General features: G+C 72.2%; 18 protein-coding genes. 12 read left to right on the forward strand and 6 right to left on the reverse strand.

What is annotated here, in order from left to right:
* Positions 1-213 precede the first annotated feature (213 nt).
* The 3 genes from ACZ4VI_RS30195 to ACZ4VI_RS30205 form a co-directional block, all read right to left on the reverse strand.
* Complete coding sequence (locus ACZ4VI_RS30195) at positions 214-2,301, reverse strand: ABC transporter permease (protein WP_468004338.1); 2,088 nt, start codon at positions 2,299-2,301, stop codon at positions 214-216.
* Complete coding sequence (locus ACZ4VI_RS30200) at positions 2,295-3,242, reverse strand: ABC transporter ATP-binding protein (RefSeq protein ID WP_468004340.1); 948 nt, start codon at positions 3,240-3,242, stop codon at positions 2,295-2,297. The genes ACZ4VI_RS30195 and ACZ4VI_RS30200 overlap by 7 nt, the downstream gene beginning before the upstream one ends.
* Before the next feature lie 70 nt (positions 3,243-3,312).
* On the reverse strand, positions 3,313-4,125 hold the full coding sequence (locus ACZ4VI_RS30205; protein ID WP_468004342.1) for an NAD(P)H-binding protein: 813 nt from the start codon (positions 4,123-4,125) through the stop codon (positions 3,313-3,315).
* A 79-nt stretch (positions 4,126-4,204) separates the two neighbouring features.
* On the opposite strand from ACZ4VI_RS30205, the gene ACZ4VI_RS30210 reads away from it, so the two are divergent.
* The 5 genes from ACZ4VI_RS30210 (at position 4,205) to ACZ4VI_RS30230 (ending at position 7,807) form a co-directional block, all read left to right on the forward strand.
* Positions 4,205-4,591 (forward strand): winged helix-turn-helix transcriptional regulator, encoded by a 387-nt coding sequence (locus ACZ4VI_RS30210; protein WP_468004344.1) that lies wholly within the window; start codon positions 4,205-4,207, stop codon positions 4,589-4,591.
* Positions 4,591-5,712 carry a DUF2786 domain-containing protein gene (locus ACZ4VI_RS30215; RefSeq protein ID WP_468004346.1) on the forward strand — a complete coding sequence of 374 codons (1,122 nt, stop codon included), beginning with the start codon at positions 4,591-4,593 and terminating at the stop codon, positions 5,710-5,712. The genes ACZ4VI_RS30210 and ACZ4VI_RS30215 overlap by 1 nt, the downstream gene beginning before the upstream one ends.
* A 122-nt stretch (positions 5,713-5,834) precedes the next feature.
* Positions 5,835-6,395 (forward strand): hypothetical protein, encoded by a 561-nt coding sequence (locus ACZ4VI_RS30220; protein ID WP_468004348.1) that lies wholly within the window; start codon positions 5,835-5,837, stop codon positions 6,393-6,395.
* 105 nt (positions 6,396-6,500) lie between these two features.
* A complete protein-coding gene (locus ACZ4VI_RS30225; protein WP_468004350.1) occupies positions 6,501-7,049 on the forward strand; it encodes a SigE family RNA polymerase sigma factor in 549 nt (182 codons plus the stop codon).
* On the forward strand, positions 7,046-7,807 hold the full coding sequence (locus tag ACZ4VI_RS30230; protein WP_468004352.1) for a hypothetical protein: 762 nt from the start codon (positions 7,046-7,048) through the stop codon (positions 7,805-7,807). The genes ACZ4VI_RS30225 and ACZ4VI_RS30230 overlap by 4 nt, the downstream gene beginning before the upstream one ends.
* A gap of 69 nt (positions 7,808-7,876) precedes the next feature.
* Here the strand turns inward: ACZ4VI_RS30230 and rpsN are convergent, their stop codons facing one another.
* Positions 7,877-8,182: a 30S ribosomal protein S14 gene (gene rpsN / locus ACZ4VI_RS30235; protein ID WP_468004353.1), complete on the reverse strand. Its 306-nt coding sequence runs from the start codon at positions 8,180-8,182 to the stop codon at positions 7,877-7,879.
* Positions 8,182-8,418 carry a 50S ribosomal protein L28 gene (rpmB, locus tag ACZ4VI_RS30240; RefSeq protein WP_215067454.1) on the reverse strand — a complete coding sequence of 79 codons (237 nt, stop codon included), beginning with the start codon at positions 8,416-8,418 and terminating at the stop codon, positions 8,182-8,184. The genes rpsN and rpmB overlap by 1 nt, the downstream gene beginning before the upstream one ends.
* Before the next feature lie 64 nt (positions 8,419-8,482).
* Between rpmB and rpmG the strand changes: the two genes are divergently transcribed.
* The 5 genes from rpmG (at position 8,483) to ACZ4VI_RS30265 (ending at position 10,671) form a co-directional block, all read left to right on the forward strand.
* A complete protein-coding gene (gene rpmG / locus ACZ4VI_RS30245) occupies positions 8,483-8,647 on the forward strand; it encodes a 50S ribosomal protein L33 (RefSeq protein ID WP_362709513.1) in 165 nt (54 codons plus the stop codon).
* Between the two features lie 6 nt (positions 8,648-8,653).
* Positions 8,654-8,908 (forward strand): type B 50S ribosomal protein L31, encoded by a 255-nt coding sequence (locus ACZ4VI_RS30250; RefSeq protein WP_468004356.1) that lies wholly within the window; start codon positions 8,654-8,656, stop codon positions 8,906-8,908.
* Positions 8,908-10,047, forward strand: a complete 1,140-nt coding sequence (locus ACZ4VI_RS30255; protein ID WP_468004358.1) for a CobW family GTP-binding protein — start codon at positions 8,908-8,910, stop codon at positions 10,045-10,047. Before ACZ4VI_RS30250 ends, ACZ4VI_RS30255 begins: the two co-directional genes overlap by 1 nt.
* A 3-nt stretch (positions 10,048-10,050) precedes the next feature.
* Positions 10,051-10,290 (forward strand): 30S ribosomal protein S18, encoded by a 240-nt coding sequence (gene rpsR, locus ACZ4VI_RS30260; RefSeq protein ID WP_137988604.1) that lies wholly within the window; start codon positions 10,051-10,053, stop codon positions 10,288-10,290.
* A 168-nt stretch (positions 10,291-10,458) separates the two neighbouring features.
* Positions 10,459-10,671, forward strand: coding sequence for a DUF397 domain-containing protein (locus ACZ4VI_RS30265; protein WP_043226629.1), 213 nt, complete (start codon positions 10,459-10,461; stop codon positions 10,669-10,671).
* Positions 10,672-10,735: 64 nt separating this feature from the next.
* On the opposite strand, the gene ACZ4VI_RS30270 is transcribed toward ACZ4VI_RS30265, so the two are convergent.
* A complete protein-coding gene (locus ACZ4VI_RS30270) occupies positions 10,736-11,233 on the reverse strand; it encodes an ATP-binding protein (protein WP_468004360.1) in 498 nt (165 codons plus the stop codon).
* 278 nt (positions 11,234-11,511) lie between these two features.
* Here ACZ4VI_RS30270 and ACZ4VI_RS30275 point away from each other — a divergent pair, with 278 nt between their 5' ends.
* Positions 11,512-12,384, forward strand: coding sequence for a helix-turn-helix domain-containing protein (locus ACZ4VI_RS30275; RefSeq protein WP_468004362.1), 873 nt, complete (start codon positions 11,512-11,514; stop codon positions 12,382-12,384).
* 94 nt (positions 12,385-12,478) lie between these two features.
* Positions 12,479-13,936, forward strand: coding sequence for an aldehyde dehydrogenase family protein (locus ACZ4VI_RS30280; RefSeq protein ID WP_468004364.1), 1,458 nt, complete (start codon positions 12,479-12,481; stop codon positions 13,934-13,936).
* Positions 13,937-13,989 lie beyond the last annotated feature (53 nt).

A 13,989-nucleotide genomic window follows, 5' to 3' on the forward strand; every position in this document is an offset into this window, starting at 1 on the left:
GGCCGACTTCCAGCAGTTCTGCGTAGTACGCGACGGAGTCGGTATCGGCCGCGCCCAGGGCGCGTGCCAGTGCCTCCAGTAGCGCGGTCGTGTCCCGTGCGCCCCGATGTTGACGGTGCTGCCGAGGGCTGGGCGGTCGACGGTCCTGCCGAGGACGGGGCGGTGACCCGGCTCCGACCCCGGTCACCGCCCCGTTCACCCAACTGTCGCCGCTCAGCGCGTCAGGCGCCACGCGGGCACCGCCGCCGAGGCGATCGCCGCCGCCGCGCACGCGCCCGCCGCCGCGGCCACGGCGGACCAGGGGACCGAGACGGAGACCGGGGCCGACAGGGTCGCCAGGGCCGCGGCCTGGGCGCCCAGGCACAGCGCGGTCACCGCCACGCCCAGGACCGCGCCGATCGTCACGGCCACGGCCGCCTCGCCCGTCACGACGCGCAGGATCTGCGCCCGGGTGGCGCCCGCCAGGCGGAGGGAGGCCAGCTCCCCGCCCCGTACCGACGTCGCCATCAGCAGCGTGTTGGCGAGGGCGATCACCGTGTAGACGAGGGCGATGCCGAGCACCAGGAGCAGGCCGAGGCGGGTCTGCGGGCTGGTCGTCGGGTGCGTGGCGGCCGCCCAGGCGTCCGCGGTCCGTACCGTCCCGCCCGCCGCCGCCAGCGCCTCCGCGCCCACGCCCCGCGCCTCGATCCGGTCTACCGCCGCCCCCGGCGCGTTCGCCCGCGTCACATACGGTCCGTTGTCGCCCGTCCCGAGCGCCAGGACCGCCACGACCCGCAGCTTCACCGGCCCGCTCCCGTCCGCGCGCCACACCTCCACCACGTCGCCGACCGTCCGCCGCTCCCACTCCTCGTTGACGACGATCGACCGGTCGTCGAGGTCGGCCACGTCCCCGGCCACCACCGGCAGCCGCGCCAGGGTCGCGAAGGCCGCCGGGTCGGCCACCGCCCGCGCCCCGTACTTCACCAGGGCCTCCGCCCCGTCCCGTGCGAAGACGGAGGTGGCGCCCGACGCAGACGCGCCCGGCACCGGCCGCAGGTTCTCGCCGGTCACCACCCACTCCGCCCGCGTCTGCTCCCGCGCCTCCGCCGCCTTCGTGCTCGTGACCGTCGTCGCCGACCCAAGCAGCGAGCCGGCCAGCGCGACCGTGACCAGGACGGGCGCGGCGACGGCGGCGGTACGGCGGACGGCCGCCGCGCTGTTCTCCCGTACGAGCATCCCCGTCACCCCCGGCAGCCGCAGCGCCCGCGCCACCGGCCGGACGAGCACCGGGGCGAGCAGCGCGACGCCGGTGATCAGGAGCATCGGCAGGGTCGTGTACGTCTTGCGCTTGAGCAGCTCCGACGGCTCGGTGACACAGGTCCAGACGAGCAGCCCGGCGCCCGCGAGCAGCAGCCCCGTGGCGAGCAGCGCCCGGCCGAGCGGCAGGACGTCCGTGTCGACGTCCGCCTCGCGCAGCGCCGCCGCCGGACCGATCTTCCCCGCCCGCCGCGAGGCGGCGACGGCCCCCGCGAGGGCGACGGTCACCCCCGTCCAGAACGCGGTGTGGAACGGCCACGTGGCGCCGCCGATCGCGAACCACTCCGGGGCGAGATCGCCGTCCACGAGCACCCGCGCCAGCCACGGCGCACCCCACGCGCCCAGCGCGCACCCGGTGGCCGAGGCGAGGACCCCGACCCCCGAGGCCTCCGCGAGCAGCATCCGCCGCACCTGACCGGGGGTCGCGCCCGCCGTCCTCAGCAGCCCGAACTCGCGTCGCCGCAGGGCGACCGCGAACGCGAACGTGGAGGCGACGACGAAGACGGAGACGAAGGTGGTGACGCCTCCGGCGGTGCCGAGGAGGGCGTTGAGGGCGACGAGCGCCTCGGCGTCCCGCTCCGGCTCGGGGTCGGCGAGCCGGCGGTCGTTCCCGGTGAGCACCTGGGCCCGGTCGCCGACGAGCTCGCGGACCTCGGCGGCGGGGCCGTGGACGCCGACGGCGTCCGGGCCGCCGGCGGTGGTGACGGTCCAGCGGGCCTTGAGGTCGCGCAGCAGTTCGGTATCCACAGGCTGTGGACGGTCGAGCTTCCGAGAGACGGTGGCCGTGTCCGGACCCCGCCGTACGTCGACGGTGACCGCGTCCCGCCCCTTCACGACCACGGGTGCGGAGGCGAACCGCTGCGGGGCGCGCTCGGGCGCGTCGAAGGTGGCGGAGAGGCCGAGACCCATGGTGGTGAGAAGCCCCACGCCGAGGGCGAGGGCGACGAAGCTGCCGAGGAAGGCGGCCCACCGGGCCCGCAGCCCGGAAAGCACGACGGTCAACACGCGACGACCCCCGCCCCTGCCTCGGCCTCCCGGCCGGACCCGGCCTCCGGGGCGGCCTCCGACGCCGGGTCCGCGTCCGGACCGGAGCGGGCCTCCGCGCCGGCCTCCGACGCCGCGTCCGCGTCCGGTCCGGTGGCACGCCCCGTGGCCGGTTCGGCGGCACGCCCTGCCACCGGATCGACGGCACCTTCCGCCACCGGATCGACGGCACGCCCCGCCGCCCGCCCCGTCTCCAGGCCGGTCATTCGGGTCGCGACCCGTTCCACCGTCGGGGCGTGCAGCTCACCCTCCACCCGCCCGTCGACCAGGAAGACCACCCGGTCCGCCCGGGCCGCCGCCGCCGGGTCGTGGGTCACCATGACGATCGTCTGGCCGTCCCGGTCCACCAGCTCCCGCAGCATCGTCAGTACCTCGCGGCTCGTGGTGGAGTCCAGGGCCCCGGTCGGCTCGTCCCCGAAGAGCACCGCGGGCCGGGTGATCAACGCCCGGGCGATCGCGACCCGTTGCTGCTGTCCGCCCGAAAGCTCCCCGGGCCGGTGCTTCTCCCGCCCGCCAAGACCGACCCGTTCCAGCGCCGCCCGCACCTCGCCCCGGGACACCCGTCGCCCCGCCAGCCGCAGCGGCAGCGCCACGTTCTGCGCGGCCGTCAGCGAGGGCAGCAGGTTGAACGACTGGAAGACGAACCCGATCCGGTCCCGCCGCAGCAGCGTCAGCCGCCGCTCGCTCAGCCCTTCCAGGGCCACCCCGCCCACCTCGACCGTCCCGCTCGTGGGCCGGTCGAGGCCCGCCGCGCACTGGAGCAGCGTGGACTTGCCGGAGCCGGAGGGCCCCATGACGGCGGTGAAGGTCCCGGTACGGAAGTCCAGGTCGACACCGTCCAGGGCGCGGACGTCGCCGTGGTGGCGGTGAAGGTCGGTGAGTCGTACGGCGGTTGAAGTCATGGTTCAAGCGAACCGTTTCCGCGTCCGCCGATCACGACCACTGGAGGGCGTCCGCACGGTATGCCTGGGCCTACCCCCGGCGTACGGCCGCCACGAACACCTCGAGCGCGTCCAGTGGCTCACGCCCCAGCAGCTCCCGCAGGTCGCTCTTCACCCCCGTGCCGTCCATGAAGCCGTGCGCGATCGCCGAGTACGTGCCCGTCAGCATCGGGACCTGGAACGGCACGGCCCCCGACGCGGCGATCGCCGCCCGCGCCTCCGCGATCGTGCCGGGCGCGTACTCGGCACCCAGCGCCCGCGCCAGGTCGGCCCCGCCGAGCGGGCGTTCGCCGACGAGCTCGTACGTGCGGCCGGCATGCGCGGCCGGCGCGGTGGCGACGGCGACCGCGATGTCGGCGAGGTCCTCGCGGGCCACGGCGGCGAGCCGCCCCTCGCCGAGGGGGCCGGTGATGCGGTTGTCGGCGTCCGGGGTCGCGATCCACGTCAGGAACTCGGCGTACAGGCCGTTGCGCAGGATCGTCCAGTTCACGCTCGACCGCTGGAGCCGCCGCTCGGTCCAGCGGTGCGCGAGGGAGTACGTGAGGTGGTCGCCGTCGCCGGAGAGGCTGGTGTAGACGATGTGGCCGACCCCGGCCGCCTCGGCGGCGGATATCGCGGCCTCGTGCCGGGCGATGACGGTGTCGTCCTCGCCGTACCCCGCCGAGATCATCAGCAGCGTGTCCACCCCGGCGAAGGCCTCCGGCAGGCCGGCGGGCTCGTCGAAGTCGACGGGACGCGTCCCGGGCAGTCCGGCGCGGGTGCCGAGGACGACGTCGTCGCGACCGGCGAGGCGCTCCGCGACGAGCGAGCCGAGACCGCCGGAGACACCGGTGACGAGCAGCATTGTTCCCCCTGGTTTCGTGGTTCTTTCCGTCGAGGACCATCCTGGAGGCAGCGCGCCGATCTTGTAAGGAGGCACATTCATGTACGAGGGGCACACGGAGGTAACCACCGACCCGGTGGTGAGCTGCGCGGAGGAGTGCGGAGTACGGGATGTGCAGGACCGGCTCGGCGACAAGTGGACCGTGCACGTGGTGGTCGAACTGGCGGCGGGGCCACGGCGGTTCAAGGAGCTCCAGCGGCTGGTCGCCGGGATCTCGCAGCGGATGCTGACGCTCACGCTGCGTCGTCTGGAGCGCGACGGGCTGGTGGCGCGGACGGTGTATCCGACGACGCCGCCGCAGGTGGAGTACGCGCTGACGGAGACGGGCCACAGCATGACGCACCTGATCAAGCAGCTGATCGACTGGTCGCTCGACCACCGTGCGGTGATCGGTCGGGCGCGTGAGGAATGGGACGCGAAGCAGTAATGAGTACGGTCGAGAGAGCGTTCGAGGCGGCGCTGTACACGGACGACGACACGGCCTTGGACACGGCGGCGTCGCTGCTCGCGGCGGACCGGTCGGCGGACGCGGAACTGGCGCGTCGCGGCGAGGAGTTCGTACGGCGGGCGTGGGAGCGGGGCTGGCAGCCGGCGGATCTCGTACGGCTGGTGCGGCGGGAGCTGCCGGACGAGCACGTGAGGCTGGCGGGGGCCCTGATCGCGGCGGAGACGAGCCGCTACGAGCGCCTGCCGCACCGCTGGGCCGCGCAACTGGCCGAGCTGGACACCACCCCCGTCCGGGCGGACCGCTTCTCCTCGGCGACCATGACCCTGGAGCTGTACCGCCTGCTGGTCAGGCTGCCGTCCCTGGAACCGGTTGGCCCGGTTCCGGGTGACGTACTCCCGGCCGCCGTGGCGGGGGAGCCGCGGATGCTGACGCGTGTACGGGCCCTGCTCGCGAAGGCCGAGGCGACGGGCTACCCGGAGGAGGCGGAGGCGCTGACCGCCAAGGCCCAGGAGCTGATGGCCCGCCACAGCCTGGACGAGGCGGCGCTGGCGTCGCGTACGCCGTCGGGGGACGCGCCGGGGGCGATCCGGATCGGGGTGGAACCGCCCTACGAGCAGGCCAAGGCGATCCTGCTGGACGTGGTGGCGACGGCGAACCACTGCCGGGCGGTGTGGAACGAGCCGTACGGCTTCTCGACGGTCGTCGGCTTCGAGGCGGACCTGGAGCCGGTGGAGCTGCTGTACACCTCGCTCCTGGTCCAGGGCACGGCGGCGATGACGCGGGCGGAGGCGGAGCAGCGGGCGGGCGGCCGCAAGCGCACGAAGTCTTTCCGCCAGTCGTTCCTGCTCGCGTACGCGAACCGCCTGGGCGCGCGGCTCGCGACGACGACGCGCCGGGTGACGGCGGAGGAGCCCACGCTGCTTCCCGCCCTGCGCAGCCGCGAGGCGGCGGTCACGTCCCACGCGGACGAGATGTTCCCCGAAACCCGCACGACCCGCGTCCGCGCGATGTGGGACGAGGCGGGCTGGACCCACGGCACGACAGCAGCCGACCGCGCGGGCCTGTCCCGCCCCCACCCCGAGCTCCCCGACGTGCCCTAGAGCCGGGGAGCGAGTACTGGGTGTAGCCGCCCCACGCAATCTCTTCCCTGGGTATGTCATCCGGTAGTCCCCCAAGAGGAGTTGGAAGGAGTGGAGACCGCACACAACCCAGGAGCGTTCGCATGAAGAAGTACCTGCTGGCCGCGGCCGTGGTCGTGGCCGCCGTCGCGACCGCGGCGCCGACGGCCGTGGGCGCGCCCGCCGCACAGCTCGCCTCGACCTCGACCGCGCAGGCCGCCGCCACGTCCGTCTCCCCGAAGTCGACCACCGCGACCCCGATCCGTACCGTGCAGTCCGGCGAGCGCGTGGACGCGGGCGGGGGCTGGACGATCTGGTTGACGGAGGAGGGAAAGTTCTGGTCGGGGCCCGACGGTTACGAGAACTTCCGCAGCGTCGTCGACGGCAACATCGACCTATCCCGGCCGGGCGTCAGCCACCAGTCGGAGGGCGACGCGAACGGCGCCTTCCACTCGGGCCTGTACTACGGGACCCACAAGGCGGGCCGGGTGGAACTGACCGACTCGGCCGGGAAGAAGACCGTCGCCGCGCTCGTGCAGCTGCCAGGCAAGCCTGGGTGGGGTGTCTGGTACGCCCACACCGGTCCGGCGACGGGCGGCCCGAGCGTGTCGCTGTACGACCGTCAGGGCCGGCTTCTGGCCGAGCTGCCCGGGTGGGACGCCTGACGACCGGCGGCGCATGAGCCGTATCCGACCCGGAGCAGGGCCCGACCACGGGGCGGGCCCTGCTCCCTCCCCCTCTCCCGCCGACCGATCGCGAGGTCACCCACCGTGTCGCACGAGTCCGCCGCCGAGGACGACGGCTTCGACGAGTTCGCCGTCGCTGCGTGGCCCCGTCTCGTGCGCACGGCCCAGCTCCTGACCGGTGACTTCCACGAGGCCGAGGACCTGGTGCAGACGACGCTGGCCAAGGTCTACGGCCGGTGGCGGCGGGTCCCACGGGACGAGATCGACCTGTATGTGCGCCGCGCCCTGATCAACAACAACCTCAGCCGTCTGCGCCGTAAACGGGTCGTCCATCTCCTGACGCCGGTGCTGCCGGACTCGGTCAGGTCCGCGTACGGGGACCATGCCGAGGCCGTCGAGCAGCGCACCGCGCTTCTGGAGGCCTTAGCGGGACTGACGGAACGTCAGCGTGCCGTGATGGTGCTCCGTTACTGGGAGGACCTGAGCGAGCAGGACATCGCGTGCGTGCTCAACTGCTCGATCGGCACTGTCAAGACCCATGCCCGGCGCGGACTGGCGGCCCTGCGTGCGCACCCCCGACTCGCCACCGCCCCTGTCCCGTACCCCCACGCCCCCACCGGAGTACGACCATGATCCCCGAGTCCGACCCGGAATCCGACGCATCCGGAGCGGAATCCGACGCGGAGACCGAGGTCCGAGCGGTGTTCGCACACGCCGCCCACGAGATCGCCCCCGGCCCGGTGCCGCTGGTGGCCGTCCGGCGCGAGGGCCGGGCGCGCCGTCGCCGCCGTGCGGTGGCGCTCGCGGCGCTGTCGGTGACCGGCGTCGCGACGGTCACGGCGGCGGCCGTCGGCCTGACCCCCTCGCCGACGCCCTCCCCCCTGCTCGTGCCCCCGACGAGCCGCGCCTCGGTCGCCGCCCCGGCCCCCCTCTCCCCGTCGCCCTCCGCCTCCGCCGCCCGCACGCCGCTCGCCACGCCGCCGCGGGTGGTCTCACCCGGCGAGAAGGTGGACGCGGGCGGGGGCTGGAAGCTGTGGCTGACGGCGCAGGGAAAGTTCTGGTCGGGGCCCGACGGTTACGAGAACTTCCGCAGCGTCGTCGACGGCAACGTCGCCGTGTCCGACCCGGGCGTCAGCCACCAGTCGGAGGGCGACGCGAAGGGGGCCTTCCGTTCGGGGCTCTATTACGGGACCCGCACGGTCGGCCGGGTCGAAGTGGCCGACGTGGACGGCAAGAAGGCCGTCGCCGCTCTCCTGGAGCTGCCCGGCACGCCGGGCTGGGGTGTCTGGTACGCCCGTACGGGCCCCATGAACGGCGACCCCGGCGTCACGCTGTACGACCGTACGGGCAAGGCCCTCGCGGAACTCCCGGCCGCGCCGCGCACGCCGTAGGCCGTGTCCGGTATGCCGCCGGCCCGGGCCCTCCGCCGAGAGCCCGGGCCGGCCGATCGGGTGGGTCGGTCACCAGGACGCCTTGCGCACCCCCGGCAGGAACCCCGCGTGCGCCTGCTCCCGGAGCCGTACGCGCGAGATGCCGAACTTCCGCAGATGTCCGCGCGGCCGTCCGTCCACCGCGTCGCGGTTGCGGACCCGCGTCGCGCTCGCGTCGCGTGGCTGGCGCCGCAACTCCCGTACCGCCGCCTCCCGTTCGGCCTCCGGCGTGGACGGCCGGCGGATGATCTCCTTCAGCTCGGCCCGCCGCTCGGCGTACCGCTCCACGACCGACTTCCGGCGCTCGTTGCGCGCGATCTTGCTCTTCTTCGCCATCAGACCTTCACCCCCCGCGCCCGGATCCGGGCCACGGCGGCCTCGATCCCGATCGTGTCGACGGTCTTGATCGCGCGGGCGCTCAGCGTCAGCCGGACGTGCCGGCCCTCGCTCGGAAGCCAGTAGCGCTTCTTCTGGATGTTCGGGTCGAAGCGCCGTGACGTGCGGCGGTGCGAGTGCGAGATGCGGTTGCCGAAGCCGGGCTGTGCGCCGGTCAGCTGGCAGTGGGCGGACAAGGGTGACCTACCTCTCGGGAGACGTCTTTGGAAATGGGAACCATGTTCATTTACTCTACACACCATGGCCCGCAACGAACTCCGCCCGATCATCAAGCTCCGGTCCACCGCCGGCACCGGCTACACGTACGTCACCCGCAAGAACCGCCGTAACGACCCCGACCGTCTCGTCCTGCGCAAGTACGACCCCGTCGCCGGCCGTCACGTCGACTTCCGAGAGGAGCGCTGAGCACCCATGCAGCACGACATCCACCCCCCGTACGGCCCCGTCGTCTTCCGCGACAAGGCCGGTGACTTCGCCTTCCTCACCCGCTCGACGATGACCAGCACCAAGACGGTGGTCTGGGAGGACGGCAACACCTACCCCGTCGTCGACGTCGAGATCTCCTCCGCGAGCCACCCCTTCTACACGGGCACCGCACGCGTCCTCGACACCGCCGGCCGCGTGGAGCGCTTCGAGAAGCGTTACGGACGGCGCGAGGCTCGCTGATGTCCGCCGGCCTCTCCGTCGCCCTCGTCGGAGGACTCCACTCCGACGCCCGCCGTGCTGCCGTGGACCGGCTCCTCGCCACCGTCCCCGGCAGTGTCGCGCTCCACCACGACCTCGCGACGGCCCCGGAGACGGGGACGGTCGCCCGTACGGTCCGCGACACCACCGGCGTCCTGTCCACCGACGAGACCCCGCTCGTCAACGACTGCGCCTGCTGCGCCCTGCGCGAGGACCTCGTCCCCGAGCTCCAGCGGCTCGCCGACGCCGGACTGACCCGGCTCGCGGTCGTCGAGCTCTGGGACTCGGTCGAGCCCAAGGCGATGGCCGAGGTCGTGGCCTCGGCCGGACTCCGGCTCACCTCCGTGATCACCGCCGTCGACCCTGCCCTCGTCCTGCCGTACCTCGGAAACGGCGACGACCTCGCCGACGGCGGTCTCGCGGCCGCCGCCACCGACCAGCGGACCGTCGCCGACACCTGGGCGCGCCAGCTGGAGTACGCGCCCGTCCTGGCCGTCGTCGACAGCCCCGAGGCCGACGACGAGGACCGCGCGCTGCTCGCCCAGCTCCACCCCACCGCCCGCCACGTCCCCGTCGAGTCCGGTACGGAGCTGGCCGCCGCCGCCCTCGCGGGCTTCGACGTCGAGGCCGCGGCCGCCGCGCAGCACCCGGCCTGCGCGCTGCTGCCCCAGGAGGCGGACGCGAGCGGGGTGACCACCTTCGTCTGGCACCACATCCGCCCCTTCCACCCCGGACGCCTGTACGCGGCGCTGGAGGACCTGACCTGCGCCGCGGCCCGCAGCCGTGGCCGTTTCTGGCTCGCCGACAAGCCCGACACCCTGCTCCACTGGGACGCGGCGGGCGGCGCGCTCTGTGTCGAGAGCGTCGGCCCCTGGCTGGCCTCTCTGCCCGACGCCGCCTGGGAGATGATCCCGCCCGTCCGCAGGGCCGCCGCCGCCATGGACTGGCATCCCGAACACGGCGACCGCTGCCAGCACCTGGTCTTCACCTCGCCCGGCCTGGACCGCCAGGGTCTGGCCGAGGTCCTCGACTCCTGCCTGCTCACCGATGCGGAGTACGCCGCCGGGCGCGACGCCTGGAAGCTGCTCCCGCCCGCCTTCGACGCCCTCCTGGAGGTCTGACCCGTGCCCCCGAAGTCCCCCCGTAAGCCCGCCAAGCCCCGCCCGAACCCGCTGGACCGTGACGGCATCACGTACATCGACTACAAGGACACCGACCTGCTGCGGAAGTTCATCTCCGACCGGGGGAAGATTCGTAGCCGTAGGGTGACGCGCGTGAGCGCCCAGCAGCAGCGGCAGATCGCCCGGGCCGTCAAGAACGCCCGGGAGATGGCACTCTTGCCTTACTCGTCGGTAGCTCGCTGAGCGCCACGCGAGTGCACTGAGTCGCGTAGTCGCTACGCCACCCCGCGTGCACGTGCATCTGCTCATGCATGGGCATATGAACACAGCTATGATCCGAGGAAGTTGAGACCTGCACCAAGCAAACTCGGGGAGCTACCAGTGCATCATGCGCATCGTGCGTACAACGGCATGGCGGCCACAGAGCTGCGGGGTGTCGTCTGGCAGAAGAGCCGGCACAGCAACTCCCAAGGATCCTGTGTGGAGTTCGCGAAGCTTCCGGGCGGGAACGTGGCCATGCGCAACTCGCGCCACCCGGACGGGCCCGCGCTGGTCTACACGCCCGCCGAGATAGAGGCGCTGCTGCTGGGCGTCAAGGACGGGGAGTTCGACCACCTCGTGTGACGTGATGTATGCGCGCGAAGGGCCCCGGCATCCCGCCGGGGCCCTATGTGTAGAGGTACGGGTGTTACTCCGGGCCGATCCGGAACAGCGCCCACACCACCTTGCCCTGGAGCGTCCCGGCCAGTGGGTGCCACCCCCAGCTGTCGCTGAAGGAGTCGACCAGGAACAGCCCTCGCCCGGACTCCGCGGCGAAGTCCTCGTCCTTCTCGCGCGCCTCCGGACCCCGGTGGCTGGGATCGCGCACCGCGCACACCAGACGGCTCGTCCAGCGCATCAGATGGAGCCGGACGGGCGCGTTCTGGCCTTCTTCCCGGGCCTCGTCCGACGGCAGCGCGTGGCGCAAGGCGTTGGTGACGAGTTCGGAGACGACCAGGGCGACGTCGTCGAAGCGCTCGGTGAGGTCCCACTGCGCGAGCGTCGCGCGCGTGAACTTCCGTGCGCCGCGCACCGCTTCGTACGCAGGCGGGAGTGCGCAGGAGGCCGCGTTGGAGACGGCGGCGGGATCGATCGGCGGAAGCCCCTGCCGTAACGGCTCGAGCATGGTCGATCCATTCGTCCCCATGCGAGGCACTCCCGGGAATCGCGGCGAATCGCGGATGTGGTGCGGTTGCGCGGGTCCATGGTTCCGAATGCGACCACTGGATGCAAGGGCAGATGCACGTGCACGCGCCGGACCTGTCCGTCCCCGTGCCGATTTTGTGCATATCTTCTGCCGACTACTTTCGCCATGATCAGGAAGTCGCCCTGAAGTCGCCGCCTTTCCGTAATCGAATGTGTACGCGCTGAAGCGTTTAGTGGCACAATCCGGGGGCCCGAGACCGCGAAGGAGAGGCTGGAGCCGTGACGGCAGTCGAATCGAGCGGAGCGAGCGGGAGCGTGGTGCGGCGCATCCTGCTGGGTTCGCAACTGAGGCGGTTGCGCGAATCGCGCGGCATCACCCGCGAGGCTGCCGGCTACTCGATCCGCGCGTCCGAATCCAAGATCAGCCGTATGGAGTTGGGCAGGGTGAGCTTCAAGGCCAGGGATGTCGAGGACCTGCTCACGCTCTACGGGGTCAGCGACGAGTCCGAGCGCGGCTCGCTCCTCGGGCTCGCCCGCGAGGCCAACGTGGCCGGCTGGTGGCACAGTTTCGGCGACGTCCTGCCCGGCTGGTTCCAGACGTACATCGGCCTGGAGGGCGCCGCCTCCCTCATCCGCGTGTATGAAGTCCAGTTCGTGCACGGCCTGTTGCAGACCGAGGCGTACGCGCACGCGGTCGTCACCCGCGGCATGCCCGACGCCCCCCGCGCCGAGATCGACCGCCGCGTCGCCCTGCGCCTGGAGCGCCAGAAGGTACTCGTCTCCGAGCGCGCCCCGCGCTTCCACGCCGTCCTCGACGAGGCCGCCCTGCGCCGCCCGTACGGCGACCGGGCCGTGATGCAGGGCCAGTTGAGGCACCTCATCGAGATCTCCGAGCACCCTCACGTCACGCTGCAGGTCATGCCGTTCAGCTACGGCGGCCACGCGGGCGAGAGCGGCGCGTTCACCATGCTGAGCTTCCCGGAGTCCGACCTCTCCGACGTCGTCTATCTGGAGCAGCTGACCAGCGCCCTCTACCTCGACAAGCGCGAGGAGGTGGGCCAGTACGCGCGCGTGATGGAGCGACTGGCCGAGGAGAGTCCCGATCCGGCCGAAAGTCGCGATCTTCTCCGAGGACTCCTCCAACTCACGTAGGACGTCAGTACGATGACGTGACATCAGAGTGCAGAGTTGCCCGACGTCACAGTCGCCACAGCGTCCGCCATCGCGGGTTAAGGGGTCTCGTTCCATGTCCTACTTCACCGACCTGGCCCACCAGTACATAGACGGCGAGTGGAAGCCCGGCAGCGGCTCGTGGGACATCATCGACTTCAACCCGTACACAGGGGAGAAGCTCGCCTCGATCACGGTCGCGACCGCCGACGAGGTCGACCGCGCCTACCGGGCCGCCGAGCGCGCCCAGCGCGAGTGGGCCGAGACCAACCCGTACACCCGCCGGCTCGTCCTCGAGCGCGCCCTGCGGATCGTGGAGGACCGCGAGCAGGAGATCAGCGACACGATCGTCGCCGAGCTCGGCGGCACGCGCCTGAAGGCGGGCTTCGAGCTGCACCTCGCCAAGGAGTTCCTGCGCGAGGCGATCAGCCTGGCGCTGCGCCCCGAGGGGAAGATCCTGCCCTCGCCGGTCGACGGCAAGGAGAACCGCGTCTACCGCCTCCCGGTCGGTGTCGTCGGCGTCATCTCCCCCTTCAACTTCCCCTTCCTCCTCTCCCTCAAGTCGGTCGCGCCCGCGCTCGCGCTGGGCAACGGTGTCGTCCTCAAGCCGCACCAGAACACCCCGATCTGCGGCGGCACCCTCGTCGCCAAGGTCCTTGAGGAGGCCGGTCTGCCCGCCGGTCTGCTGAACGTCGTCGTCACCGACATCGCCGAGATCGGTGACGCGCTCCTGACCCACCCCGTGCCCAAGGTCATCTCCTTCACGGGCTCCGACAAGGTCGGCCGCCACGTCGCCACCGTCTGCGCGCAGAACTTCAAGCACGCCGTCCTCGAACTCGGCGGCAACAGCGCCCTGATCGTCCTCGACGACGCCGACGTCGACTACGCGGTGGACGCCGCCGTCTTCAGCCGCTTCGTGCACCAGGGCCAGGTCTGCATGGCCGCCAACCGCATCCTGGTGGACCGCACCCTGGAGGCGGAGTTCACCGAGAAGTTCGTCGCCAAGGTGAAGACCCTGCGCGTCGGCGACCCGGCCGACCCCGCCACCCACATCGGCCCGCTCATCAACTCCCAGCAGGCGGAGTCGGTCTCGGCCGTCGTCACGCAGGCGGTGGAGGCCGGCGCGACGGCCCTGCTGCACGGCTCGGCGGACGGCAACGTCGTCTCCCCGTCGATCCTCGGCGGTCTGCCGGCCGACGCGCCCGTGCTGAGCCAGGAGATCTTCGGCCCGGTGGCCCTCCTCATCCCCTTCGACGGCGAGGAGGAGGCGGTACGGATCGCCAACGACACGCCGTATGGGCTGAGCGGCGCCGTCCACACGGGTGACGTCGAGCGCGGTGTACGGGTCGCCAAGCGCATCCACACCGGCATGATCCACATCAACGACGGCACCATCGCCGACGAGCCGATCGTGCCCTTCGGCGGCGAGAAGCACTCGGGCATCGGGCGGCTGAACGGCGACGCGATGATCGAGGCCTTCACCACCCAGAAGTGGATCTCGGTGCAGCACGGCAGGAGCCGGTTCCCGTTCTAGCGCTTCCAGAGCCTTCTAGGACCGTAACTGTCCGGAAGTCTCCCTAACGTGGT

The organism is Streptomyces sp. NPDC029169, from assembly GCF_055563935.1.